Origin of the sequence: Streptomyces sp. BK022, assembly GCF_004217355.1 — a bacterium.
In the GTDB taxonomy this organism is placed as follows: Bacteria; Actinomycetota; Actinomycetes; order Streptomycetales; family Streptomycetaceae; genus Streptomyces; species Streptomyces griseoluteus.
In genome coordinates, this window is sequence record NZ_SHKU01000001.1 from 976,863 (window position 1) to 1,000,717 (window position 23,855).

Consider the following 23,855-nt stretch of genomic DNA (forward strand, 5'->3'; position numbering starts at 1 on the left):
CGCTCCGGCCCTCAGCGGGGCCGGAGCGGAGTGCCTGCGAGCGGGATCAGTCCCAGAGCGGATAGACCATGGTCTGCGTGAAGCCCTTCGGGCGCGCGTCGTCGTACGTGACGCTCATCCGGGTGTAGCGCTTGACGTCCGGGTTCTTCTTCCAGGCGGCCGGGCGGTCGAGGCGCACGGTGACGTGGTAGGAGCGGAAGACGCCCTTGGCGCAGTACGGGTCGCAGTTGTTGACCGCGTTCACACCCTCGGCCAGGGCCGACTCCGAGTCCCACTTCACCCACGTGAGTCCGCCGAGCCTGCTGTTGCCGTCACCGCAGGCCAGGATGAAGTCGGTGGGGCGCACGTTCTTGTTGAACTGGCAGTCGACGAGGACGGGCGCGGTCACGCGCGGCACGGAGCCCGTCGGCGGGCTGGCCGACGCTGTCGTCATCGCCGCGGTGAGCAGGGCTCCCGCAGCCAGGGTGACCGTCGTTCCCACCAGCGATCCGCGCATGGTCGCTCCCACCTGTCGTGCTGTGTCCGACCGTGAGCCGACGCTACGACCGTTCGCCCGAATGCACCACTCGCGCAGGTGGGAGCGCGGGTCACCCGTGCTGGACGGTCAGCCCGTAGAACGCGACGCGGGCGCCGTTGGTGGTCGAGTCCGAGGAGGACTGGTTGTAGGACCCGGCCTTGAAGTACTGCTTGTACGGGTCGAAGGACGCGGGGATCGGGTAGCGCGTGGTGCTGCCGTTGACGGTCAGCTCGATGGTGTTCCCGCCGGTCACGGCGATGCTGTACGTCCAGGTCTTGCCCAGGGACACATGGCCCACCGTGTGCGCGGTCTGACCGCCGGAGGGGGAGTTCTCGGTGCCCAGGACGATGTCGCCGTCCGCGTGGTAGTAGAGCTCCAGCAGTGGCTTGGTGGAGGAGCCGCCGGAGCCGAGGTGGATCTGTCCGACGCAGACGTTCTTGGTCACCGACACCACCCGGAGGGTCGCGGTCATCCGGTGCGTACCGGCGAGCGCCCAGTCGGCCGCGCCGCCGTCGCGGTTCATCTCGCGCAGCTCGGAGCGGGCGTAGTTCGAGTTCGGCGTGGTGACGCCCTTCTCGGGCGCCCAGAAGGTCATCGCGCCGTCGCGGGTGTCGGTGTAGAAGTACGCGTCCTGGTAGCCGTTCGCGCCGCGCAGCCGGGACGAGGAGATCGTGGTGGGGGAGCCGGGGGAGCCGACCGGCTCCTGGAGCTGCCAGACCGAGAGGTCGAAGTTGCCGCCGGGCGCCACGTGCGGATCGGCCGCGCGCGCGGTGCCGCCGAAGGCGCCGAGGGTGAGGGCGAGGCTCGCGGCCGCAGCCGTGAGAAGCCGGGAACGGATCATGTGGGGGGTCCTCCCGCCGGGCTGGATGCGTTCAGCATGCTGAACGCCGAACGCATCCTTGGACGTCGATGGACCGTGAAGCTAAAGGTCCGGTCCAGGCCCGTCAAGGGGTCGCGCTGTCAGCAGGAGCCCTCGTCCTGCCACGGGCCCCAGTCGGAGCCGTTCGGAGTCTCGTTCTGCGTCCACCACTTGGCCTTCCAGTTGTGGTGGTTGTAGGACACCTCGTCCCCGCTGACGTACACCGCCGACGAACTCCACGCGGACTTGCAGGAGTTGCCGGGGTTCGGGGGCGTCGGGGTGGGAGTGGGCGTGGGCGTGGAGCTCGGCGGGGTGGCACCGGCGAACTTCACCGAGAACTTGGCGAAGTCCCAGGCGTTCTGGGCCACGCTGGAGCAGGTGCCGGAGGTGCGGCCGCCGTTGTCGGCCGGCGTGCACTGGCGGTCCCGGTTCAGACTCCAGAAGGTGAAGCGGTCCATGTGGTGGGCGGTGGCGAAGTCCAGCACCGTCTGGAAGTCGGCCTGGGAGAAGTACTCCCCGGTGTCGCTGCGGCCGTTCATCCCGGAAAAGCCCTCGTGCGCGTACGCCGTGGCCTCGTCCCAGCCGAAGGTGGAGCGCAGGATGCCGTTGAAGTTGGCCAGCGCGCCGGTCTGGCTCGCCGCGCCGTTGAAGCCGCCGTCGAACGGCATGATGGAGAAGTTGTTCGGGGTGAAGCCCTGGGACTTCGCCTCCAGCAGCATCTGCTTGCCGAACCAGCCGGTGCCGTCCGCCGTGCCCGCCGTGGTGACCGAGACGTACAGGCCGGGGTTGTTCTGCTGGAGGATCCTGGCCGCGCCGATCTCGTTGTGGATGGCCGCGGTGTTCTCGTACTCCGGCTCCTCCAAGTCGAAGTCGATGGCGTGCAGGCCGTACTTGGTGATGACCTGCTGGTAGGCCGCCGCCGTGGCGGCCGGGTCGGCGCAGGTCTGGCCCAGCTTGGTGCCGCCGTATCCGCCGATCGAGATCGAGACGTCACCGCCCTTGGACCGGATGGTGTTGATCACGGACTGCACGGCGGTGTCCGAGGAGACCGGCGAGGTGCCGCCCCAGGTGGGCGAGCAGCCGCCCCCGTTGGGCGCCAGCACGAAGGCGAGCTGGAAGGCCTTGAGGCCGGTCGCGTCCATGATGGCGGCCGCGTCCGGCGGCTCGTTGTCCGTCGGCATCAGATACGGGGCCGCCGCGTACCAGCGGTTGTCGAGCGCGCTCGTGGCGCCGGACGCGTTGCCGGCCACCAGTGCCGTCGTGCCGGCCGCGGCCAGCGTGACGGCGGCCGCCGCGCCCAGACATGCCCGAAGTCGTCTCACTACGAGCCTCCAGAGGGTGGGGGATGGGGGAGTGCCAGACTCGCGGACGGCGCCCTGTTTGGTCTAGTCCAATACGTGTCTTTGGACTGGACCAAACCGTCTCTTTACTCGGTGGTAAGTGAACGGCCCCTCGGTGCACGGCACTTGCCGGACCTCTCGATCTGTGCGGAACCGTGGCGGACCGTCCGCCCTCTGAGGCACCCTTGACGCTGTGCGTACTGTTTCGCCACGTTTGAGCGGCGGTGCGCGAGGGGGAGCGATCACATGAAGGGCGGGGCGAACCACGGTGGAGATCACCATTCACAGACCCGGCGAACTGACCTCCGCGCTGCGCGGGGCCTGGCACCGGGCGATGGACGAGTCACCCGAGTACGCCAATCCCTTCCTCGCGCCGGAGTTCGCCGTCGGGGTCGGCCGCCATCGCGGCGGTGTACGCATCGCGGTGCTGCACGAGGACGGTGAGCCCGTCGGCTTCCTCCCGTACGAGCGGGGGCCGCTCGGCATCGGCCGGGCCATCGGCCTCGGACTCTCCGACTGCCAGGCGCTCGTACACCGGCCCGGCGTCACCTGGGACGCGGCCGAACTGCTGCGGGCCTGCGGGCTCAGCATCTTCGAGTTCGATCATCTGGTGCAGGAGCAGCGGCCGTTCGCCCCGCACCTCACCGGCACCTTCGCCTCGCCGGTCATCGACGTGAAGCCGGGCGACGGCACCTACCCGGAGTGGCTGCGCGCCACCTACCCCGGTCTCGCGAAGACGACCCTGAAGAAGGAGCGCCGGCTCGGCCGGGACATCGGCGAGGTGCGGTTCGTCTTCGACGAGCGCGACCCGCGGATGCTGCGCACCCTCATGCGCTGGAAGTCGGCCCAGTACCGCCGCACCGGCCGCATGGACCGGTTCTCCCGTCCCTGGATCGTGGACCTGGTGAACCACCTCTTCCATGTCTGCGAGGAGCACTTCACCGGCGTGCTCTCCGTGCTGTACGCGGGCGACCGCCCGGTCGCCGCCCACTTCGGACCCCGCTCCAGCACCGTCCTGGCCGCCTGGTTCACCGCCTACGACCCCGAACTGCACTACTACTCGCCGGGGTTGATGATGCACCTGCGCACGGCCGAGGGCGCCGCCCGCAGCGGCGTGACCCTGGTCGACCTCGGGCGGGGCGACAAGGAGTACAAGGACTGGCTCAAGACCCGGGAACTCCGGGTCGGCGAGGGCTTCGCCTCCCGCCCCCACCCGGTGTCCGTGGCCCGGCGGGTGTGGCGCCGGCCGGTGCGCGGGCTGCGCAACACCGTGCTGGCCCATCCTCAACTGCTGGCACCCGCCGATCGGTTGCTGAAGACGGTGGGTCAACTACGCACCCAGGGGCGGTCGGGCCGCTGACCGTACCGGGCGGGGCTGTCGGGACCAAAGCACATGGTCCGGACAGTCCCGCCCTGGTGTGAACGGCTGCTGGGTGTGAACGCCCTTGTGCGTGAAGGATTTGGCTTCCGAAGGCTTGCGCCCCGTTGGTTCATCCCTTAAATCAAAACATGAACTAAGTAGGGGCCGGTCTCCCGGTCCCGCAGTCGCAGGGAGCCGCAATGAGACTGAGATCCCTGGGGACAGCGCTCGCCGCCACGGCAGCACTGCTCGCCCTGCCCACCTTCCAACCCCCGGCCGTCGCCGCCACGGACGCCGCCCAGGCCGGCTGCAACACCGCCAACGCCGCGCAAGGGAGGCCCGCCACCGCCTCGTCCAGCGAGAGCGCGGGCACCCCGGCCTCCGCCGCCTTCGACGGCGACACGGGCACCCGCTGGTCGAGCGCGTTCGCCGACCCGCAGTGGCTCCGCGTCGACCTCGGCTCGGTGCAGGACCTGTGCGGTATCGACCTGAACTGGGAAGCCGCCTACGGCAAGGACTTCCAGCTCCAGAGCTCGACCGACGGCACCAACTGGACCACGCTCAAGACCGTCACCGGCGGTACGGGCGGTACCGCCTCCTACGCGGTCAGCGGCTCCGGCCGGTACGTCCGCATCAACGGGACCGCGCGAGCCACCGCCTACGGCTACTCGCTGTGGGAGATGGCCGTGCACACGGCCACCACCGGTGTCCCGCCGGTACAGGGCGGCGGTGACCTCGGGCCGAACGTGATCGTCGTCGACCCGAGCACGCCGAACCTCCAGCAGAAGTTCGACAGTGTCTTCGCCAGCCAGGAGTCGAACCAGTTCGGTTCCGGCCGCTACCAGTTCCTCATGAAGCCGGGCACCTACAACAACATCAACGCCCAGCTCGGCTTCTACACGTCGGTCTCCGGCCTCGGGCTCAACCCCGACGACGTGCAGATCAACGGTGACATCACCGTCGACGCGGGCTGGTTCAACGGCAACGCCACGCAGAACTTCTGGCGTTCGGCGGAGAACCTCGCCATCCGCCCGGTCAACGGCACCGACCGCTGGGCCGTCGCCCAGGCGGCGCCCTTCCGCCGCATCCACGTCCAGGGCGGGCTCAACCTCGCGCCCAACGGCTACGGCTGGGCCTCCGGCGGCTACATCGCCGACTCGAAGATCGACGGCACGGTGGGACCGTACTCCCAGCAGCAGTGGTACACCCGCGACAGCTCGGTGGGCGGCTGGACCAACGGCGTCTGGAACATGGTCTTCAGCGGTGTGCAGGGCGCACCCGCGACCAACTTCGACAGCGGCCCCTACACCACGCTGGACAACACCCCGGTCTCGCGTGAGAAGCCGTTCCTCTACCTCGACGGCTCCACGTACAAGGTGTTCGTCCCGGCCAAGCGCACCAACGCGCGGGGCGTGTCCTGGCCGGCCAACGCGGGCTCCTCGCTGCCGCTCGACCAGTTCTACGTGGTCAAGCCCGGTGCGACCGCGGCCACCATCAACCAGGCGCTAGCCCAGGGGCTCAACCTCCTGTTCACCCCGGGTGTCTACCACCTGGACCGGTCCATCGAGGTCACCCGCGCCAACACCGTGGTCCTCGGCCTGGGTCTGGCCACCATCGTCCCGGACGGCGGCGTCGACGCCATGCACGTGGCCGACGTGGACGGCGTCAAGCTCGCCGGCTTCCTCATCGACGCGGGCAGCGCCAACTCGGACACCCTGCTGCGGATCGGCCCGGCCGGCTCCACCGCCGACCACTCGGCCAACCCCACCACCATGCAGGACGTGTTCGTGCGCATCGGCGGTGCCGGACCCGGCCTCGCCACCAACTCGGTCGTGGTCAACAGCAACAACGTGATCATCGACCACACCTGGCTGTGGCGCGCCGACCACGGCAGCGGCGTCGGCTGGGACACCAACCGCGCCGACTACGGCCTGCGGGTGAACGGCAACGACGTCCTGGCCACCGGCCTGTTCGTCGAGCACTACAACAAGTACGACGTGTACTGGGCCGGACAGCGCGGTCGCACGATCTTCTTCCAGAACGAGAAGGCGTACGACGTGCCCAACTCCGCCGCCATCACCCATGACGGCATCGTCGGCTACGCGGCCTACAAGGTCGCCGACTCGGTCACCTCGCACGAGGCGTGGGGTCTGGGCAGTTACTGCAACTTCACCACGGACTCCTCCATCGTCCAGGCGCACGGGTTCCAGGTCCCGGTGAACTCCGGGGTCAAGCTGCACGACATCCTGGTGATCTCACTGGGCGGCAAGGGCCAGTACGCCCACGTCGTCAACAACACCGGGGCTCCCACCTCGGGGTCGGACACCGTCCCGTCCAAGATCACGCAGTTCCCGTAGAGCGGGTGCGCGGAGTCCGGAAGGCGGGCTTCGCGGGCCGCGCCTAGGGTGGCGTGCACGGAGGGCCGGGTGGTCCTCCGTCACGGCCCCCGGCCCGGTCAGGCGTCCGAGCGGCCGGCCGCCCAGGTGAACCCCTGGGCGGCCGGGCCGACTTCACCCACCGGGAGCCTCACGCTCCCACCTCGGACGGCACCGGACCGGGGGCTGCCGCCCGAACGGAGTACCACAGCGGGCGCACCGCCGGGGCTGCCGATGTGATGGAGGGGTCCCCAACCTCGATTCAGTGAGGCAACCTCATGCGTATGCGCAAGCTTGCTGCAACGGCCGTTCTCGCGGGCGCCCTCGCCCTCTCCGGTGCCACGGCGGCCCAGGCGGCCGACCCGGACCCGACCACCGGTGTCGCCGCCAACAGCCCCGGCGTCGCTTCCGGCAACGTCATCCAGATCCCGGTGGACGTCCCGGTCAACCTGTGCGGCAACACGATCGACGTCGTCGGCCTGCTGAACCCCGCGTTCGGCAACATCTGCGCCAACTCCTGACGGAACGTGCGAAGAGTGCCGGCTCCTTCCTCCGGGGGGCCGGCACCCGCCTGCCGTGAGTCAGTCGGCCGCGACCGGTTCCTTCTGGACGGCGGGGAGCCCCTTCGTCCGGCCGCTCCGCAGCAGCAGGCGCCGGACCGGGCGTTCCACACCCTCGAACAGCGCCCAGGACAGCGCGAGCGAGATCGCGAACGCGGCCGCGGTCACCCCGATGCCGGCGACGGCGCCGAAGCGCGGTTTGTCGCCCAGGACGGAGATGCCCGCGCGCAGCACCAGCAGATGCACCATGTAGAACGCGAACGACAGCTCCCCGAGCCGCACCAGCAGCCGCCCCCGCCACAGCGTCGGCAGCCCGCGCAGGTCGGCCACGGCCGCCGCCGGGATCAGCAGGGTGAACCCGGTCAGGGTGCAGGACGTGGCCGCGTAACCCGGCGCCACCTGGGGGACGAGGAAGTAGCCGAGGAGGGCCAGGGCGAGTGAGCCCTCCACACCGGGGCCGCGCCAGCGGCCGAGCAGCACGAGCCGCGCGGTGACCGTGCCGAGCACGAACTCCGGCAGCCGGGCCAGGGGCAGCGAGTACATCGGCTGATTCAGCCAGTGATGGGCGTCCGCCCAGGCCAGGGCCAGCGCGACCACCGCCGCGCAGCCGCCGAGGACCAGCGTGCCGCGCGCGCCGAGGCGGCGCAGCAGCCAGAAGAGGGCGGGGAAGAGCGCGTAGAAGAACGCCTCGCACGCCAGCGACCAGCTCACCGGGTTGAGCGTCTGCCACCAGGGCTGCCACCAGGAGTGCACCAGCGACACGTTCGCCAGGGTCTGCTTCCAGGTCGGGAGGGCCGGCTTGCCCATGGCGAAGGCGATGGCGACCGCGAGGAGTGCGGTGGCCAGGTGCACCGGGTAGACCCGGGCGATCCGCCGCCGCCAGAAGCCGGGTGCCCGGTCGCCGGGCCGGGCCGACCAGGTCAGTACGAACCCCGACAGGATGAAGAAGAAGGACACCCCGGTGCCGCCGGGCGTGAAGGCCCAGGAGACCAGGCGCCCGGCCTGGCCGCCGAGATAGCCGAAGTTGTTGATGTGCAGTCCGAAGACCAGCAGGGCCGCCACCCAGCGCAGTCCGGTGAGCGAGGGCAGTGAGGGTCTGACCCCGTCCGGTGGGGCGGGGGCGCCGGCCGCATCGGGCCGTGCGGGCGGCGTCCGGGGCGTCCGGGTCGTCGCCGTGGTCATCCGATCACCTGCCGCTGGAGGTTCGCGTGGGGCATGAAGGGGACTGCTGCCCTCCGTCGCCCCGACATTCACGTCATGCCGGAAACATCACACTGCTGCCGAACGAGAGAGCGTCCGCCCTGCCACGGATGGCGGGCCCGGAGCACCCGGACGAGTGAGCGCCGCTCCGGCGGGGAACCACCACCTCGGTGGGTTCCGTTTTGTGCGACACAGGGCGATATGTGGCGGTACGCGCCGGTGTCGACTGGTGACCCTGAGAAGTCAAAAACTTGTACAGCTCGTTTTCTTGAATCGTTCGTGTTTAAGGCGCTAGTGTTCCCTCATGACCACATCCCAGCCTCCGACCGCCGCCGCCGCGGAACTGCGCGGTGCCGGCCTCCGCGTCACGGCGGCCCGCGTCGCGCTGCTGGAGACCGTCCGCGCGGGCGACCACCTCGGTGCCGAGGCGATCGCCGCCCAGGTCCGCGCACGGGTGGGCCACATCTCCGTACAGGCCGTCTACGAGGGCCTGCACGCGCTCACCGCCGCGGGTCTCATACGCCGCATCGAGCCGGCCGGCAGTGCCGCCCGGTTCGAGGGACGTGTCGGTGACAACCACCACCACGCCGTGTGCCGGTCGTGCGGTGCCGTCGCCGACGTCGACTGCGCGGTGGGTCACGCGCCCTGCCTGACCGCCTCCGACGACCGGGGCTTCGTCATCGACGAGGCCGAGGTCGTGTACTGGGGCGTCTGCTCCGACTGTTCCACCGGCCGCAGCTCCTAGCGCCGCTTTATCCCGCCCTTTCCGGAAGGATCGACATGCCTCACAACGAAGACGCGATCGTCACCGACCCGAAGCCCGAGGAGACCGGCGGCTGCCCCGTCGCACACGGTGCCAGTGCCACCTCCCTGCACCCGGCCCTGGGCAGCGGCAACGACCGCTGGTGGCCCAAGCAGCTCAACCTGAAGGTCCTTGCCAAGAACCCGCCCGTCGCCAACCCGCTGGGCGAGGACTTCGACTACGCCGAGGCGTTCCTGAGCCTGGACCTGCCGGCCGTGAAGCGCGACCTCGCCGAGGTGCTCACCACCTCCCAGGACTGGTGGCCCGCCGACTTCGGCCACTACGGCCCGTTCATCATCCGCATGGCCTGGCACAGCGCCGGCACCTACCGCACCCGTGACGGCCGCGGCGGTGGCGGCACCGGCCAGCAGCGCTTCGCCCCGCTGAACAGCTGGCCGGACAACGCCAACCTGGACAAGGCCCGCCGACTGCTCTGGCCGGTGAAGAAGAAGTACGGCAAGAACATCTCCTGGGCCGACCTCATGATCCTCGCGGGCAATGTCGCGCTGGAGACCATGGGCTTCAAGACCTTCGGCTTCGGCGGCGGCCGCGTGGACGCCTGGGAGCCCGACGCCGACGTGTACTGGGGTCCGGAGACCACCTGGCTTGGCGACGAGCGCTACACGGGTGACCGCGAGCTGGAGGAGCCCCTCGCGGCCGTCCAGATGGGCCTGATCTACGTCAACCCGGAGGGCCCCAACGGCAACCCGGACCCCGTCGCCGCGGCCCGCGACATCCGCGAGACCTTCGGCCGCATGGCGATGAACGACGAGGAGACCGTCGCCCTGATCGCGGGCGGCCACACCTTCGGCAAGACCCACGGCGCGGGCCCGTCGAGCGATGTCGGCCCCGACCCGATGGACGCCCCGATGGAGCAGCAGGGCCTCGGCTGGAAGAGCAGCTACGGCACCGGCAAGGGCCCCGACACCATCACCTCGGGCCTGGAGGTCACCTGGAACTCCACCCCGATCACCTGGGACGTCAACTTCTTCGCCACCCTCTTCGGCTACGAGTGGGAGCTGACCGAGAGCCCCGCCGGCGCCAAGCAGTGGAAGCCGAAGGACGGCGCGGGCGAGGGCACCGTGCCCAGCGCCTTCGACCCGGACAAGAAGATCGCGCCGAACATGCTCACGACGGACCTGTCGCTGCGCTTCGACCCGATCTACGAGCCGATCTCCCGCCGGTTCTACGAGAACCCCGAGGAGTTCGCGGACGCCTTCGCCCGTGCCTGGTACAAGCTGACCCACCGGGACATGGGCCCCAAGTCGCTGCTGCTCGGCCCCGAGGTCCCCGAGGAGACGCTGCTCTGGCAGGACCCGCTGCCCCAGCCGGTGGGCGAGCCGATCGACGCGGCCGACGCCGACGCGCTCAAGGGCAAGATCCTCGACTCCGGTCTGACCGTGGCCCAGCTCGTCAGCGCCGCGTGGGCGTCCGCGTCCACCTTCCGCGGCAGTGACAAGCGCGGCGGTGCCGACGGCGCCCGGGTCCGCCTGGAGCCGCAGCGCGGCTGGGAGGTCAACGACCCGGACCAGCTCGCCCTGGTGCTCCGCACGCTCGAGGGCATCCAGGAGGAGTTCAACGCCTCCGCCGGCGCCAAGCACGTCTCCCTGGCCGACCTGATCGTCCTCGGCGGCGACGCCGCGGTGGAGAAGGCCGCGAAGGACGGCGGCTTCCCGGTCGACGTGCCCTTCACCCCGGGCCGCGTGGACGCGAGCCAGGAGCAGACCGACGTGGAGTCGTTCGAGGCGCTCAAGCCCGCCGCCGACGGTTTCCGCAACTACGCCGGCAAGGGCAGCAACCCCGGCCGCGCCGAGTACGCGCTCATCGATCGCGCCAACCTGCTGACCCTCACCTCCCCGGAGCTGACCGTCCTCATCGGCGGCCTCAGGGTCCTGGGCGCCAACTACCAGGACTCCGACCTGGGCGTCTTCACCGAGACGCCGGGCGTGCTGACGAACGACTGGTTCGTCAACCTGCTCGACCTCGGCACCACGTGGAGCTCCACCTCCGAGGACCAGGCCACCTTCGAGGGCCGCGACGCCTCCACCGGCGCGGTTCGGTGGACCGGCACCCGTGCCGACCTGGTCTTCGGCTCCAACGCCGAGCTGCGCGCCGTCGCCGAGGTGTACGCCTCCGACGACGCCAAGGAGAAGTTCGTCAAGGACTTCGCCGCCGCGTGGCACAAGGTGATGAACCTGGGCCGCTTCGACCTCGCCTGAGTCGCGGCGCCCCCTTGCCTTGCCGTACCCCCTCCCGCCTGCGGCTCCTGTGCCCCGGCCGTCCGCACTGCGGGTGCGCCGGGTCAGGTGCACGATGGTGGTGTGGGCAGGCGAGAGGAGGCGGCTGCCGATGACTCGGACACCTCCGCACACGATCACCCCGATACGGCTCTGGCGCTGGCGGCGCAATCCGCTGCGCCGGCACGGCGACCTCGTCGAGGCGTGGGTCGTGCTCCTCACCTGGGTCCTCGTCGTCCTGGGCGGTGCCCTCGCGGGCTGGGCGGCCGCGTCTTCCGTGGACTTCGCCCTCGCCGCCCGCCGCGACCAGGTGCACCAGGTCCGCGCGGTCCTCACCGGCCCCGCGCCCAGGACCGCGCCCTCGCGCGGCGGTTACGACGACGACCGGGTGTGGGCCAAGGCCCGCTGGACCGACGACCGGGGCGCCGTGCACACCGACAGGGCCAAGGTGAGCCCCGGCACCCCGGCCGGCACCACCGTCGACCTGTGGACGGACGGCACCGGGCGCACCGTGCCGCCGCCCGCCTCCACGGCCGAGTCCATGCTCCAGACCGTGCTCACCGGCGTCCTCGTCGCCCAGGTCACCGGCACGGCCGTCTGGGGCGGCGGACGGCTGGTGTGCGGTTCGCTCGTCCGGCGCCGGCTCGCGGAGTGGGACGCGGAGTGGAGTCGCGTCGGTCCGGAGTGGCGGCGGCTCAGCGGCGGCAGGGGCTGACGCCCGGCCTCAGCTCCGCAGCGCCTCGAACGCGCGCCGGGCCGCGACCCCGATCGCCAGGTCGATGTCCGGCGCCAGGGACGCCCTGCGGTCGGCGCGGGTCAGCGCCGCCAGCGCCACCCGGTCGCCGGAGTCCGCCTCCACCACACCGATCTCGTGCCGCAGATGCAGGAACGACCCCGTCTTCCCGCTGTACCGCAGCGAGTCCGCGCGCAGCTCGCTGACCATCCGGTGGGCGAAGACCTGGAGGCCCATGAGCCGGCGCAGCTCCGCCGTCGCCGCCGGATCGGAGATCTCGTCGCGCCACACCCGCTCCAGCAGGGACACCAGCGCCCCGGCCGTCCCGGTGCTGGCGTGCGCCGGGTCCAGCGTCTCGATGGTGTGCCGGCCGGCGCGCTCGTCGCGTACGGCCAGCTCCAGCGCGAGGGAGAAGTCGTTGCCCGAGGCTCCGGCGGCGCAGGCGTACATGTGGTGCAGCCGGTGCCGTACCCGCAGGTCCGCGCAGTCCCACGAGCGCAGCCGGTCGTCCACCTCCGGCACCGGGACCAGGTCGAGGAGGAGGTCGGCGGCGGCGTTGTCGCTCACCGAGAGCATCATCAGCAGCAGGTCGCCGACGGCCAGCGTCACCGGATGGCGGAACGCCGCGAGCCCGGTCGGACCGGCGCTCCCGGCGGGGGGTACGTGGGTCACGGGCCGGGCGGGGTCGAGCTCCCCGGCCGCGATGCGGTCCAGCACCACCAGGGCCAACGGGACCTTCACCACCGAGGCGAGCGGCACCGGTACGTCCACGGCGAAGCCCAGCTCCTCGCCGGTGTCGATGTTCCGGGCCAGGAACGAACCCCGGACGCCGAGCGCGTCCCACTCGCGGGCGATGCCGTCCGCCACCTCGGCGCTCATCGCGGCACCTCCGCCAGGGCCTCCGCGAGCCACCGCGGGATCTCACCGCTCTCCCCGTGGGACTCGCTCGCGCCGACCTCGTACCCCCGGTGCAGGGAGGGGTCGGCCAGCGGGGTCCAGCCCGCGCCGTGCTGCCGGGCGAACGGTTCCGCGCACAGCAGCCGTGCCCGCCCGGCCAGCGTGTCGGCCAGCGCGGCGGCGGCCGGGCCGGCCGGTCGCAGAAGCGTCTCCGGCAGTCCCGCACGAGCGGTGGCCCGCGCCAACCGGTCCCGCGCACAGGGCACTTCGTCCTCCTCCAGGGTCAGGATCGGCAGCCCGGCCACGCCTCGCGGCGGGCGGAGGTCCTCCAGGTGGAGGGTGCGCCGGGCCGGCCGCTCCGCCGCGGCCAGGCCGAGCGGGACCCGGAGCGCGGCCCGCTCCGGGGCCACGCGGAGCAGGGCGTAGGCCAGCGAACCGTCGCCGAGGCCCGACTTCCTCTGCCCCGGCGGGAGTTCCCGAACCATCAGCGTAGTGCCGTGCTCGGTACCCGCCCGGAGTACGCCCGCCAGGGCCACCGGCGCGCAGTGCGCGGGCACGCCCACGACCCGCGTCCGCGCGGAGCGGGCGGAGCGGGCGGCCTGGTCAAGCCGGTCGGCGCGCTCCAGTACGGCGCGTGCGTACGGGAGCAGTGAGGTGCCGAACTCGGTCACGGCGACCTGGCGCCGGGAACGGTCGAACAACTGGCCGCCGAAACGCGCCTCCAGCGACTTGATGCGGCGGCTGAGGAGCGGCTGCGCGATCCCCAGCCGGTCGGCGGCGCGCGAGAAGCTCACCTCCTCGGCCGTTGCGGTGAACGCCGCCAGATGCGCGAGCAGATCCATCCAGGAGTCATATCAATAAGTCATGGAGCCTTCAAAGTTCACTCTTGGACATGAGCGGTGCCCTGCTGTTTCGCTGTCACCCCGTCGGTGATCCAACCGGCCCGACAGCCCAACTCCAGTGGAGGAAAGCGCAGATGACCCGTGCCACCCCCGTTCCGCGCCGCACCCTGCTCCGTGCGGGCGCCGCCCTCACCGCCGCTGCCGCCGCCGCCACCCCCGCCCCCGCCTTCGCCGCCCCGAACGGCCCGGCCGTGCCGCGCCCGGAGCTGGCCGCGCTGGAGAAGCGGTACGGCGCACGGCTCGGTGTGTACGCGCGCAACACCCGCACCGGCGCGACGGTGGCGTACCGCGCCGACGAGCCGTTCGCCATGTGCTCGACCTTCAAGGCCATCGCCGCCGCCGCGGTGCTGCGCGACCACGGCGGCCGCGCCGCGCTCGGCGAGGTGATCCACTACCCGCCGGCGGACATCCTTTCCAACTCCGAGCAGACCAGGGCCCATCAGCAGACCGGCATGGCGCTGGGCGACGTGTGCGCGGCCGCCATCCAGTACAGCGACAACACGGCGGGCAACCTCATGCTCCGCCGGATCGGCGGCCCGGCCGGCCTCACCCGCTTCTTCCGCTCCCTCGGCGACCGGGTGAGCCGGCTCGACCGGTGGGAGACCGATCTGAACACCGCCGTACCCGGTGACCCGCGCGACACCACCACCCCGCGCGCCCTCGGTCGCACCTTCGAACTGCTCACGCTGGGGCGGGCGTTGGGCGGAAGCGAGCGGGAGCAGCTGGTCGGCTGGCTGCGCGGCAACACCACCAGCGGCAAGCGGTTCGGCGCCGGGCTCCCCTCGGACTGGGTTCTCGCGGACAAGACCGGTACCGGCTCCTACGCCAGCGCGAACGACCTCGGCGTGGCCTGGACCGGCAAGGGTACGCCGCTGCTGCTTTCCGTGCTGTCCACCAGGCCCGAGCCCGACGCACCGGTGGACGAGGCGCTGATCGAGGAGACGGCGCGCCTGCTCGCGACCACCCTCGCGCCGGGGGAGTAGCCACCGGTCGGCCCCGCCCCCCGGCCGGCGGGGCCGACCCGTGCAATTCGGGGATGTCGGGTCCCGTACCGAAATCTGCCGTCCGTGCTGACCTGCGTATTCGGTGCAGGCGCGGCTGTGATGATGCTCAACTCATGGAAAATTGACGGGAGTTGTAAAGGCGACAAGACTCTGACCGTCCTCGCTTCCGCCTCGGGCGGGCGAAGGGACACGGGGCGCCGCGCGCCGGTTCGCGCGCGCCCTGCCACCTCCCACACCTTTGAACGGACAGAGGCTCACCTTGGCACGCTCGCAACCAGCCAGATTTCTCGCCACGGCCGCCGCGGCCTTCCTCGCGGCGACCGCCGCGCCGCTGATCGGCGCCACCGCCGCCCATGCCCAGGAGGGCGGCGCCTGCTCGTCCGCCACCGTGCAGTACCGCCTGGTCGACGCGGACGGCAAGGTCGTCGGCGCCGACTGGTCCTCCCAGGGCGGGTTCCACCAGTGGGACACCCTCCCCGGCACCGTCGAGGTCCGCCTCGCGCCCGGCCAGAGCGTGGGCGAGGGGTGCACTTATCCCGTGTCCCTGGCCGAGTACACCACCGAGGGCCCGGACTGGGCGTCCTCCGGCCGCCAGGAGATGGTCGACAAGGCCACTGTCCACCTCACGGCCGAGGACCTGGCGGGCGAGGGCGACGAGGGACGCACCTGGCAGAAGCTGAGCGTCAAGCCCCCGGCCTGTTTCGGTCAGCTCGACCTGTACGGCGAGGACACCGCCTACGACGGCAAGGAGGGCGACGGGCACGGCCCGCTGCCCGACGTGCGCGCCGGCGTCGTCACGCCGTACCACCTGATAGCCGCCTGGAACGGCGGGGACAAGCGGTGCGAGGCCGGTACGCCGGAGTCGGCCCCGCCGAGCCCGTCCGCGCCGGAGACCTCCGCGAGCCCGGCGCCTTCCGCGCCGCCCGCCGGTGGTGGGCCGAGCACGCCCGCCGAGGGGACCAGGCCTCCGGTGAGCCCCAAGCCCGGCGCGACGCCGTCCACCGACGCGGACGTACCGCCCGCCCAGTCCAGTCCGCCCGCGCCCAAGTCCTCGCCGAACGGCGGTCATCCGCCGCTGGCGGAGACCGGTGCGGGTGCCCCGGTCGGCATGCTCGCGGGTGGGGCCGCGCTCGTGCTGGCCGTGGGAGCCGGGACGGTGTACGCCTCGCGCGCACGCCGTTCCTGACCCCTCCCGCGTCACCGGCGCGGGAAGGGGAGGCAGGAGGGGGAGCCGTCGGCGGACGGTTCCCCCTTTTTCGGCTTCACGCGGGCTGGTTTCCCAGTACCGGCAGTAACATGATGATCTTCCTCCGGAAGTTACTCACCAGTCAATCAGGCGCCGTCCGCGTGGGCGCGCCTCCTCCGGAGATGACCATGTCCATGGCCGACGAGGCGTTGGAAAACGCCCGCATCACCTATGAGCAGCACGTACGGACCTGTCGCCAGTGCCGTGCCGACGGAGCGGCCTGCGCCGTGGCCAAGGTGCATCTGCGCACGTACAACAACGCCCGCCGTGACCATCTCCGGGCCACGGGCGGCGCGGCTCCCAGAGGCTGAGGCCCCCGGGGCTCAGAACGGGGGAGCGTCGCCGGTCTCCAGCAGTGAGCGGGCACCGTTCGCCGACTCCGTCGCGGCCGGGAAGAGCCGGGTCCAGGCACGCGCGCGGCCCAGCGCGCCCAGCCGCCAGGCGAGTCGGGCGGCGCGGCGGAGTTCCGCGGCCGACAGCCCGAGGTCCGTCCAGGGGTCCAGGTAGGCGTCCCGCAGGCGGGGGAGCACCTCGGGCCCGTACCGCTCGGCCGCCCGCTGGGCCGGGACGCGCAGAGTGGCGAAGGGGTGCGAGACGACGGCGTCTCCCCAGTCGAAGTAGGTGAACCGGCCCGGCGCCGGATGGAAGAGCTGGCCCTCGTGCAGGTCGGCGTGGTCCAGGGAGTCGGGGACCCCGATCGCGTCCAACTCCGCACACCAGTCGGCCAGTCGGGGACGCAGGGCGTCGAGCCGGGCCCGCTGCTCCGGCTCCAGGGAGCCGTTGCCGTGCCGCAACCGGTCGAAGGACGCGGGCACTTCGCTGACCCGCAGCCGCGGTACACCGAGCGCGCCGAGCTCACCGGCGCGCGGAACAAGGGCACGCTGCATCCTGGCGTAGCCGCCGAGCAACTCCTCCCAGGCCCGCGGGCTCGCCTCCGCGTCCCGGAACAGTGGCCCGCCGTCCGGCAGCAGCGACCACCCCCGCTCGCCGTCCACCGCCAGCGGCCGCAACACGCACTCCGGCACCCACCGGGCCAACGCGGCGGTCAACGGAGCCTCGAACGCGCTGCCGGGTGGATTGGCCTTGAACCACACGGGGCCCCGCCCGCCCACCGGCACCCGCATCAGCACCGACCAGGGCCGCACCCGTACCCGGGCCACCCCCGTCGACCGCAGCCCGCGCCCCGTGAGTCGCCCTTCGATCCACGCGAAGACGGCGTCCCGCCACGCCTCTTCCTCCCAGGGCGTCACCGCATCGGGATACGCACCCCGGTCCACCTCGATCACGTGCTCCATCGAGCCATCCCAGCACGCCGGACCGCCCCCGGCCAGGGATTTCCACCACACCGCCCGAGTGGGCGGCTCCACCACCGTCGGCGGTGCCGGGCGCGGTCACCGTCTCCGGGCTGGAGTACTCACCGCGCGGTCCCCACCACCAGCTCCCTCAGCTCCGCCACCGCCCGTTCGCGCGCCGCCGTCAGCTCGGGTGAGTCGACCGTCGCCGCCACCACCGGGACGGGACGCGGCCCGGCGGCGAGCTGGTGGTCGACCGCCGCCCGCATCGCCGGAAGGCGTCCCCACTCGCCGCCCAGCACGATCAGCGCGGGGTCTGCCAGGGCCACGGCCGCTCCCAGCACGCCGCCCACCGCGCGCGCCAGCGTCCGCGCCGAACCCGCGTCGGAGGTGATGGCCGCCTCCAGGGCCGGTACGTCGACGGCCGTCGAGTCGGGCCGGCGCAGGCCGAGCGCGGCGAAGACCTCCGTCAGAGGCATGGCCGAGCCGTCCGGGCCGGTGGTGTGCACATGGGCGATCTCGCCGGCCACGCCCCGGTGGCCGCGGCGGACGGCACCGTCGGTGACGACGGCGCAGCCGAGGCCCTCGCCGAGGTGGACGTAGACGAAGTCGTCGACGCCCACGGCCCGGTGTTCGGCGCGGGCGGCCCAGTTGACGTCGTTGTCCACCAGGACGGTCCCGGCGACATGGGGGGCGAGCACGGCCGCCGGGTCGAGGGCGCCGACCAGGAAGGGGGCGTCGGGCAGGCGCACCAGGCGGCCGGTCGCGCGGTCGACGGGGTCGGCCGCGCTGACGACGGCCAGCCGCGAGGGGCCGTCGAGCCGGGCCGCCGCCTCGGCCAGCGCCCTGGCCGCCTGGTGCTCGCCCGCGTTGCGACTGAGGGCTGCGTGCGCCCGCCCCACGGTGTCACCGAGCGCGTCCACCGTCTCGGCCGTCACGCCGTGCGGCGAGATGCTCGCCACCAGCGCCGTGCCGAGCCCCGGTGCGAGTGCGTAGTACGAGCCCGAGCGGCCGCGTCCCGTCGTGCGCTCGCCGGTGTCCACCACCAGACCCGAGGCCGCGAGGCGCTGGACGGCGTCGGAGATGGTCGGCTTGGAGATACCCGTACGGGCCGCGATCTCCGCGCGGGTCAGCCGTCGGTCGGCCATGAGGGCGCGCAGCACGTTCTCGTCCGTGAGGGCGCGCAGCATCTCCAGCGAGGGCTTGGCGGGTGTCATGCGCGCGAGTCTAGTAAGGACTCTTGCCCAAAGTCGTCGTCCCGCCTACCGTTGTTTTAGTAAGGAGCCCTCACCAAAGGAGCCGGGCCGCCATGACCCCCACCCGCAGCGACCTGCCGCACTGGGAAACCGTCCCCACCGACCTGCCCGCCGCGATCCGCGAGATCAAGGCCGCCCTCCGGACCCGCATCGAGGCCTCCGGCCGCGGCGTCGAGGAGGTCTTCGCCGTCGTCGAGCGGCGCGTGGCCGCGCGCGTCGCGGAGATCGAGGCGGCCGGTGACGACGTCTGGCCGGTCGTCGACTACGCCGACATCGAGAACGGCACCGTCACCCCCGAGCAGTCGGCCCGCGTCACGGCCCGCGGCTGCCTCGTCGTACGCGGCCACTTCCCCCGCGAGCAGGCGCTCGCCTGGGACGCCGGGATCGTGGACTACGTCGAGGGCAACCGCTTCTTCGACAACTACACCGGCCCCGGGGACGACTTCTTCGGCAGCGTCGGCTCCAAGCCGGAGATCTACCCCGTCTACTGGTCCCCGGCGCAGATGGAGGCACGGCAGAGCGAGCGCATGGCCCGCGTGCAGTCCTTCCTCAACTCCTTCTGGCGGCACACCTCCGACGGCGTCCAGTGGTTCGACCCAGACCGTGACGCCCTCTACCCCGACCGCATCCGCCGCCGCCCGCCCGGCACCGACTCCGCCGGGCTGGGCACCCACTGCGACCCCGGCACCCTCGACCTCTGGATGACCGGCGCCTACCAGCGGGCGTTCCGCCACCTCTTCGACGGCACCGTGGAGGAGTACGACCCCTGGGACCCGGCCCACCGGACGTCAGGCCCCCAGTACCCCGGCTCCACCATGTGCTCGGCGTTCCGCACCTTCCAGGGCTGGACCGCGCTGTCCGACATGGACCGCGACCAGGGCGTCCTGCACACCGTGCCGATCCCCGAAGCCATGGCCTACCTGATGCTGCGCCCGCTGCTGGCCGACGTCCCCGAGGACGACATGTGCGGAGTCACCGTCAACCAGGTCTTCCCCGCGAGCGAGAAGTGGCACCCGCTGCTCATGAAGCCGCTCACCGGCATCCCCGACGTCCGCGCGGGCGACTCCGTCTGGTGGCACTGCGACATGATCCACAGCGTGGCCCCGGTCCGGGACCAGCGCGGCTGGGGCAACGTCATGTACATCCCCGCCGCCCCCTGGTGCCCGCGCAACGAGGCGTACGCCTCCTCGGTGCGCGAGGCGTTCCTCACCGGTTCGAGCCCGGCCGACTTCCCCGGGGAGCACTACGAGCGCACCTGGCCCGACCGCTTCCCGGCCGAGCGCCTCAACGCCACCGGCCGCCGGGGGATGGGCCTGGACTGACGCCCGCTCAGCGCCCGTAGCGCCGCTCGCGGGCCGCGTACGAGCGCAGCGCGCGCAGCAGGTCGATCTGGCGGAACGCGGGCCACAGCACGTCCACGAAGTGCACCTCCGCGTACGCCGACTGCCACAGCAGGAAGCCGGACAGGCGCTGCTCGCCGGAGGTGCGGATGACGAAGTCGGTGTCGTGCCCGGCGGGGGAGTACAGGTTGTCGGTGATGTGCTCCAGGTCGAAGTCGGCGGCCAGGTCGCGCGGGTCGCCCCCGGCGCGGATGTGCTTGTCGAAGGCGGCCCGGACCGCGTCCACGATCTCCCGGCGGCCCCCGTAGCCGACCGCCACGTCGACCTTCAGGCCGCCCCGGCCGGTCGTCGTGGCGGCGGCCTCCTTCAGCACCCGCGCGGTGTCGCCGGGCAGCAGGTCCAGCGCGCCGATGATCTCGATCTCCCACGGCGCGTCGGTCCCGCACACCCGGCGCACGGTCTCCTCGATGATGTCGAGCAGCGGGCCGAGTTCGGCCGCCGGACGGTGCAGGTTGTCGTCGGAGAGCATCCACAGGGTGACGTGACTGATCTCGGCGTCGGCGCACCAGTGCAGGAAGTCCGTGACCTTCGCGCCGCCGACCCGATAGCCCTCACGGACGTCCGTGTGCCCGGCGCCGCGCGCCCAGCGCCGGTTGCCGTCCAGCATGATCGCCACATGCCGGGGCCGGGGCAGCCCCTCCAACTTGCGGTTCAGCCGCCGCAGATAAACCGCTTCCAGCGCCGAGCGCAGTGCCTTCCATGCCACGCCGAGATCCTTCCAAGGCCAGGGGGGACGAGGTCGCAAACGATAGCGGCAATTGCCGGGGGCGTACCTCCCGGCCGCCCTCCGGCCGCATCCGGCACGGGCGTTACGCTGCCGCGGTGACCGCCCGACCGATCAGCCGACGCGGGCTGCTGCGCTCCGCCCTGCTCGGCGGCCCGGCCCTCGCGCTGCCCGGCTGCGCCCAGGAGGACGGCCCACACCGGCGGCTCACCCTGGCCACGGGCGCCCCCGGCGGCCCGTACCACGCCTTCGGACACGCCCTCGCCGCCGAGGCCGCCCGCACCCCGCCGCACCCGCGCGTCACCGCGGTGAGTACGGCCGCCAGTGTGGACAACCTGCGTCGGATGACGGCCGGTTCGGCGGACCTGGCGCTCGCCATGGCGGACGCCGCCGAGCAGGCGCTGCACGGGGCGGCGCCCTTCACGGCCCCGGCCCGTGTGACCGCGCTCGCCCGTGTCTACGTCAACTACACCCATCTCCTGGCCCGTGCCCACGGCCCGGTGCGCTCCGTGGCCGACCTCGCGGGCCGCCCGGTGGCCACCGGCGCCACCGGCTCCGGGGCCCAGGTGCTCGCCGGGCGGCTGCTGCGGGTGGCGGGGCTCACGGGCGGGCGCGCGGTACGGGAACAACGGCTCGGGCTGGCCGAGTCGGTGGCCGCGCTGCGCCGGGGCACGGTGGACGCCGTGATCTGGGCCGGCGGGGTCCCCACCCCGGCCCTGTCGGCGCTCACCCGCCGACTACCGCTGCGTGTCCTGCCGTTGGAGGCCGAGGCGGAGGCGCTGCGTACGGAGTACGGCCCGGTGTACTCGGCGGTCACCCTGCCGGCGGGGGTCTACGGGCTCACCGCGCCGGTCACCACCATCGGCGTCGGCAACTATCTGCTGGCCCGCCCCCAGGTGCCGGACCGGGACGTGCGTGACGTGCTGCGGGTGGTCTTCGACCGCTGGCGGGTGCTGCTGCGCGAGGTCACCGCGGGCGCGCGACTGGAACCCCGCTTCGCCGTCGCCACCGGCGACCTCCCGCTGCACCCGGGAGCGGTGGCGTACTACCGGTCCGTGTACGGCTGAGCGGGCAGCCACAGCTCCACCACCAGCCCGCGCGGAGCCCCCGCCCGCGCGGCCAGCCGTCCCCCGCTGAGCCGGGCGATCTCGTCCGCGATGGCCAGACCCAGACCGGTACCGGGCACGTTCTGATGCTCGGGCGCCCGCACGAAGCGCCGTGTGAGAAGCGGGAGTTGACTGTCCGGGACACCGGGACCGTCGTCGGCCACCCGCACCACGGCCTCGCCGTCCTCCACCGCCTCCGCCGACACGGTCACCCGCCCGCCGGCCGGCACGAACTTCAGCGCGTTGTCCAGCGCCGCGTCCAGCACCCGCCCCACCGCGTCCGGCACCGCCCGCACCCGCAGACCGGGCGGTACCCCGGCACCGGTGAGCGTCAGCCGCGAAGCGTCGAACACCGGCTCCCAGGCCGCCACCCGGGCCGCCACCGCGCCGGAGAGATCCTGCTCGACCCGCTCGGCCGAACCCGACTCCACCCGCGCCAACGCCAGCAGTCCGTCCAGGAGTTCCGCCAGCCGCTCCGCCTCGTCCAGCGCGCGGGTGTGCTCCTCGCGGCCCGGGCCCGGTGCCAGATGCGGTTCGATGTTCTCCAGTTGCAGCACCAGTGTGGCCAGCGGATTGCGCAACTGGTGCGAGGCGTCCGCGACGAAGGCCCGCTGCCGCCCGATCGAGTCCGCCACCGCCTCCGCCATGGCGTTGAACTGCTCACGCAGGCGGCGGAGTTCGGGCGGTCCGGTGGCCGAGACGGCGCGCGCCTCCAGTCGGCCCGAGGCCAGCCGCGCCACCGCCCGGTCGAGGTCCCGGACCGGACGCATCAGCCAGCGGGTGATCCCGGCCGCGACCAGACCCGCGGCTCCGAAGGCCGCCGGCGCGCCGCAGGCGATCAGCAGCCAGCGCACGGTCACGTCCCGGCGCGCGGCCCCGGTCGGCACGGCCATCAGCACCGTCCCGCTCACCCGCTCGTCCCGGCCCACCGGCTCGGCCAGCACCAGCCGGTGCGGACCCCACGGCCGCACCGTCGGCAGACGCTCGGTCGACCGGCCGGTCAGCGCCCGCCCCAGCGCCTCCCGCGCCGCTGCCGCTGGCACCGGAGCCCCGGCCCGCGCGACGGTCCGCCCCGAGGTGTCCGACACCGCCACGGAGGCGCCGTACAGACAGGCGTACCGGCGGATCTCGGTGGCCAGTTCGGTGCGGTCGGCGGGGGAGCGGACCCGGTCGGCGAGGTCGGCGAACCGTACGGCGTCCGCCCGCCGCCGGAGCAGCAGATGCTCGGTGCGCCCGGCCGCGTACGACTCGGCCAGCGGGACGGACAGCAGCAGGGCCGCCGCTCCCATCAGGGCCATCAGCACCGCCAGTAGCCTGCGCCTCATCGCGGGCCCAGTCGGTAGCCGAAGCCCCTGACCGTACGCACCAGTTGGGCGCGGCCGGTCTTGGCCCGGATGCCGGCCACGTGCACGTCCAGCGAGCGGGACGCGGCGAGGAAGGCGTCACCCCAGACGCGGTCGAGGATCTCCTCCCGGGAGTGCGCCTCCTCCGGGCGGCCGGCCAGCATCGCCAGCACGTCGAACTCCCGCCGGGTCAGCCGTACTTCCACCCCCGCGACGGTGACCGTGCGGCCCGCGAGGTCCACCTCCACGTCCCCGGCGCGCACCGGGCCGGGGCCGGCGTCCGGGCGCGGGGGCAGGGCGCCGGTGCGACGGCGGACGGTGTCGATGCGGGCCATCAGCTCGTTCATCCGGAACGGTTTGACCACGTAGTCGTCCGCGCCCGCCCGGAGCGCCTGCACGATGTCCCGTTCCTCGCAGCGCGCCGTCACCACGATCAGGGGCGCCGCGCACACCGTGCGCAGCCGCCTGAGGAGTTCCAGCCCGTCCAGGTCGGGCAGGCCGAGGTCCAGCAGGACGAACTCGGCCTCCCGTACGTGCCGGAGCGCGTCCAGGGCGCGGGCGGCCCGGCGCACGGTGTGGCCGCGCTGGGCCAGGGCCGTGGTGAGCGCCTGGGCCATCCGGTCGTCGTCCTCGACGAGCAGGGCGTGCATGGAAGTCCTCGTGCCGGTTGCTGACCTGGGCCAGAGCCTATGCGGCGGCCCC

22 protein-coding genes are annotated in these 23,855 nt (G+C 72.5%); 11 read left to right on the forward strand and 11 right to left on the reverse strand.

The features are described from left to right. Positions 1 to 46: 46 nt before the first annotated feature. The 3 genes from EV284_RS04500 to EV284_RS04510 all read right to left on the reverse strand — a co-directional run bounded on the left by EV284_RS04500 (position 47) and on the right by EV284_RS04510 (position 2,698). Complete coding sequence (locus EV284_RS04500) at positions 47 to 496, reverse strand: hypothetical protein (RefSeq protein WP_130330413.1); 450 nt, start codon at positions 494 to 496, stop codon at positions 47 to 49. Between the two features lie 91 nt (positions 497 to 587). Next, entirely contained in the window at positions 588 to 1,358 is a 771-nt protein-coding gene (locus tag EV284_RS04505) for a polysaccharide lyase family 7 protein (protein WP_130330415.1), read from the reverse strand. A gap of 119 nt (positions 1,359 to 1,477) precedes the next feature. After that, positions 1,478 to 2,698: a carbohydrate-binding protein gene (locus tag EV284_RS04510; protein WP_130330417.1), complete on the reverse strand. Its 1,221-nt coding sequence runs from the start codon at positions 2,696 to 2,698 to the stop codon at positions 1,478 to 1,480. A 286-nt stretch (positions 2,699 to 2,984) separates the two neighbouring features. Here EV284_RS04510 and EV284_RS04515 point away from each other — a divergent pair, with 286 nt between their 5' ends. The 3 genes from EV284_RS04515 to EV284_RS04525 all read left to right on the forward strand — a co-directional run bounded on the left by EV284_RS04515 (position 2,985) and on the right by EV284_RS04525 (position 6,972). Beyond that, positions 2,985 to 4,076: a GNAT family N-acetyltransferase gene (locus tag EV284_RS04515; protein ID WP_130330419.1), complete on the forward strand. Its 1,092-nt coding sequence runs from the start codon at positions 2,985 to 2,987 to the stop codon at positions 4,074 to 4,076. Between the two features lie 200 nt (positions 4,077 to 4,276). Next, on the forward strand, positions 4,277 to 6,433 hold the full coding sequence (locus tag EV284_RS04520) for a discoidin domain-containing protein (protein ID WP_130330421.1): 2,157 nt from the start codon (positions 4,277 to 4,279) through the stop codon (positions 6,431 to 6,433). Positions 6,434 to 6,735: 302 nt separating this feature from the next. Beyond that, complete coding sequence (locus EV284_RS04525) at positions 6,736 to 6,972, forward strand: chaplin (protein ID WP_130330423.1); 237 nt, start codon at positions 6,736 to 6,738, stop codon at positions 6,970 to 6,972. A 60-nt stretch (positions 6,973 to 7,032) separates the two neighbouring features. Here the strand turns inward: EV284_RS04525 and EV284_RS04530 are convergent, their stop codons facing one another. Continuing rightward, positions 7,033 to 8,193, reverse strand: coding sequence for an acyltransferase (locus EV284_RS04530; protein ID WP_130330425.1), 1,161 nt, complete (start codon positions 8,191 to 8,193; stop codon positions 7,033 to 7,035). Positions 8,194 to 8,515: 322 nt separating this feature from the next. On the opposite strand from EV284_RS04530, the gene EV284_RS04535 reads away from it, so the two are divergent. The 3 genes from EV284_RS04535 (at position 8,516) to EV284_RS04545 (ending at position 11,965) form a co-directional block, all read left to right on the forward strand. Continuing rightward, positions 8,516 to 8,956, forward strand: coding sequence for a Fur family transcriptional regulator (locus tag EV284_RS04535; protein ID WP_130330427.1), 441 nt, complete (start codon positions 8,516 to 8,518; stop codon positions 8,954 to 8,956). Between the two features lie 35 nt (positions 8,957 to 8,991). Beyond that, complete coding sequence (katG, locus tag EV284_RS04540) at positions 8,992 to 11,232, forward strand: catalase/peroxidase HPI (RefSeq protein ID WP_130330429.1); 2,241 nt, start codon at positions 8,992 to 8,994, stop codon at positions 11,230 to 11,232. A gap of 130 nt (positions 11,233 to 11,362) precedes the next feature. Beyond that, entirely contained in the window at positions 11,363 to 11,965 is a 603-nt protein-coding gene (locus EV284_RS04545) for a hypothetical protein (RefSeq protein WP_130330431.1), read from the forward strand. Between the two features lie 9 nt (positions 11,966 to 11,974). Here the strand turns inward: EV284_RS04545 and EV284_RS04550 are convergent, their stop codons facing one another. After that, complete coding sequence (locus tag EV284_RS04550; RefSeq protein ID WP_130330433.1) at positions 11,975 to 12,862, reverse strand: serine hydrolase; 888 nt, start codon at positions 12,860 to 12,862, stop codon at positions 11,975 to 11,977. Beyond that, positions 12,859 to 13,722, reverse strand: coding sequence for a LysR family transcriptional regulator (locus EV284_RS04555; RefSeq protein ID WP_130330435.1), 864 nt, complete (start codon positions 13,720 to 13,722; stop codon positions 12,859 to 12,861). The genes EV284_RS04550 and EV284_RS04555 overlap by 4 nt, the downstream gene beginning before the upstream one ends. A gap of 134 nt (positions 13,723 to 13,856) precedes the next feature. Here EV284_RS04555 and bla point away from each other — a divergent pair, with 134 nt between their 5' ends. The 3 genes from bla (at position 13,857) to EV284_RS04570 (ending at position 16,343) form a co-directional block, all read left to right on the forward strand. Beyond that, positions 13,857 to 14,765, forward strand: a complete 909-nt coding sequence (gene bla / locus EV284_RS04560) for a class A beta-lactamase (protein ID WP_130330437.1) — start codon at positions 13,857 to 13,859, stop codon at positions 14,763 to 14,765. A 280-nt stretch (positions 14,766 to 15,045) separates the two neighbouring features. After that, the gene (locus tag EV284_RS04565) at positions 15,046 to 15,972 is read left to right on the forward strand and encodes a hypothetical protein (protein WP_130330439.1); all 927 of its coding nucleotides are present in this window, start codon (positions 15,046 to 15,048) and stop codon (positions 15,970 to 15,972) included. A gap of 188 nt (positions 15,973 to 16,160) precedes the next feature. Continuing rightward, the gene (locus EV284_RS04570; RefSeq protein WP_130330441.1) at positions 16,161 to 16,343 is read left to right on the forward strand and encodes a hypothetical protein; all 183 of its coding nucleotides are present in this window, start codon (positions 16,161 to 16,163) and stop codon (positions 16,341 to 16,343) included. Between the two features lie 12 nt (positions 16,344 to 16,355). Here EV284_RS04570 and EV284_RS04575 read toward each other — a convergent pair whose 3' ends face one another. After that, positions 16,356 to 17,327, reverse strand: a complete 972-nt coding sequence (locus EV284_RS04575; RefSeq protein ID WP_130330443.1) for a phosphotransferase — start codon at positions 17,325 to 17,327, stop codon at positions 16,356 to 16,358. A gap of 119 nt (positions 17,328 to 17,446) precedes the next feature. Next, positions 17,447 to 18,541, reverse strand: a complete 1,095-nt coding sequence (locus EV284_RS04580; RefSeq protein WP_130330445.1) for an ROK family transcriptional regulator — start codon at positions 18,539 to 18,541, stop codon at positions 17,447 to 17,449. 92 nt (positions 18,542 to 18,633) lie between these two features. On the opposite strand from EV284_RS04580, the gene EV284_RS04585 reads away from it, so the two are divergent. Beyond that, positions 18,634 to 19,902, forward strand: a complete 1,269-nt coding sequence (locus tag EV284_RS04585; protein WP_130330447.1) for a DUF1479 domain-containing protein — start codon at positions 18,634 to 18,636, stop codon at positions 19,900 to 19,902. A gap of 7 nt (positions 19,903 to 19,909) precedes the next feature. Here the strand turns inward: EV284_RS04585 and EV284_RS04590 are convergent, their stop codons facing one another. Continuing rightward, positions 19,910 to 20,686, reverse strand: coding sequence for an isoprenyl transferase (locus EV284_RS04590; RefSeq protein ID WP_130330449.1), 777 nt, complete (start codon positions 20,684 to 20,686; stop codon positions 19,910 to 19,912). 116 nt (positions 20,687 to 20,802) lie between these two features. On the opposite strand from EV284_RS04590, the gene EV284_RS04595 reads away from it, so the two are divergent. Next, the gene (locus EV284_RS04595; RefSeq protein ID WP_242625563.1) at positions 20,803 to 21,771 is read left to right on the forward strand and encodes a TAXI family TRAP transporter solute-binding subunit; all 969 of its coding nucleotides are present in this window, start codon (positions 20,803 to 20,805) and stop codon (positions 21,769 to 21,771) included. On the opposite strand, the gene EV284_RS04600 is transcribed toward EV284_RS04595, so the two are convergent. Next, complete coding sequence (locus EV284_RS04600) at positions 21,750 to 23,135, reverse strand: HAMP domain-containing sensor histidine kinase (RefSeq protein WP_130330451.1); 1,386 nt, start codon at positions 23,133 to 23,135, stop codon at positions 21,750 to 21,752. The two genes, EV284_RS04595 and EV284_RS04600, sit on opposite strands and share 22 nt — an antisense overlap. After that, on the reverse strand, positions 23,132 to 23,803 hold the full coding sequence (locus tag EV284_RS04605; protein ID WP_130330453.1) for a response regulator transcription factor: 672 nt from the start codon (positions 23,801 to 23,803) through the stop codon (positions 23,132 to 23,134). The genes EV284_RS04600 and EV284_RS04605 overlap by 4 nt, the downstream gene beginning before the upstream one ends. Positions 23,804 to 23,855 lie beyond the last annotated feature (52 nt).

Excerpts from the sequence above, each read along its gene's own strand:
- EV284_RS04500 (WP_130330413.1), bottom strand. The coding sequence starts at position 496 with ATGCGCGGATCGCTGGTGGGAACGACGGTCACCCTGGCTGCGGGAGCC.
- EV284_RS04505 (WP_130330415.1), bottom strand. The coding sequence starts at position 1,358 with ATGATCCGTTCCCGGCTTCTCACGGCTGCGGCCGCGAGCCTCGCCCTC.
- EV284_RS04520 (WP_130330421.1), top strand. The coding sequence starts at position 4,277 with ATGAGACTGAGATCCCTGGGGACAGCGCTCGCCGCCACGGCAGCACTG.
- EV284_RS04525 (WP_130330423.1), top strand. The coding sequence starts at position 6,736 with ATGCGCAAGCTTGCTGCAACGGCCGTTCTCGCGGGCGCCCTCGCCCTC.
- EV284_RS04530 (WP_130330425.1), bottom strand. The coding sequence starts at position 8,193 with ATGACCACGGCGACGACCCGGACGCCCCGGACGCCGCCCGCACGGCCC.
- EV284_RS04535 (WP_130330427.1), top strand. The coding sequence starts at position 8,516 with ATGACCACATCCCAGCCTCCGACCGCCGCCGCCGCGGAACTGCGCGGT.
- katG (WP_130330429.1), top strand. The coding sequence starts at position 8,992 with ATGCCTCACAACGAAGACGCGATCGTCACCGACCCGAAGCCCGAGGAG.
- EV284_RS04545 (WP_130330431.1), top strand. The coding sequence starts at position 11,363 with ATGACTCGGACACCTCCGCACACGATCACCCCGATACGGCTCTGGCGC.
- EV284_RS04550 (WP_130330433.1), bottom strand. The coding sequence starts at position 12,862 with ATGAGCGCCGAGGTGGCGGACGGCATCGCCCGCGAGTGGGACGCGCTC.
- EV284_RS04555 (WP_130330435.1), bottom strand. The coding sequence starts at position 13,722 with ATGGATCTGCTCGCGCATCTGGCGGCGTTCACCGCAACGGCCGAGGAG.
- bla (WP_130330437.1), top strand. The coding sequence starts at position 13,857 with ATGACCCGTGCCACCCCCGTTCCGCGCCGCACCCTGCTCCGTGCGGGC.
- EV284_RS04570 (WP_130330441.1), top strand. The coding sequence starts at position 16,161 with ATGTCCATGGCCGACGAGGCGTTGGAAAACGCCCGCATCACCTATGAG.
- EV284_RS04575 (WP_130330443.1), bottom strand. The coding sequence starts at position 17,327 with ATGGAGCACGTGATCGAGGTGGACCGGGGTGCGTATCCCGATGCGGTG.
- EV284_RS04580 (WP_130330445.1), bottom strand. The coding sequence starts at position 18,541 with ATGACACCCGCCAAGCCCTCGCTGGAGATGCTGCGCGCCCTCACGGAC.
- EV284_RS04585 (WP_130330447.1), top strand. The coding sequence starts at position 18,634 with ATGACCCCCACCCGCAGCGACCTGCCGCACTGGGAAACCGTCCCCACC.
- EV284_RS04600 (WP_130330451.1), bottom strand. The coding sequence starts at position 23,135 with ATGAGGCGCAGGCTACTGGCGGTGCTGATGGCCCTGATGGGAGCGGCG.
- EV284_RS04605 (WP_130330453.1), bottom strand. The coding sequence starts at position 23,803 with ATGCACGCCCTGCTCGTCGAGGACGACGACCGGATGGCCCAGGCGCTC.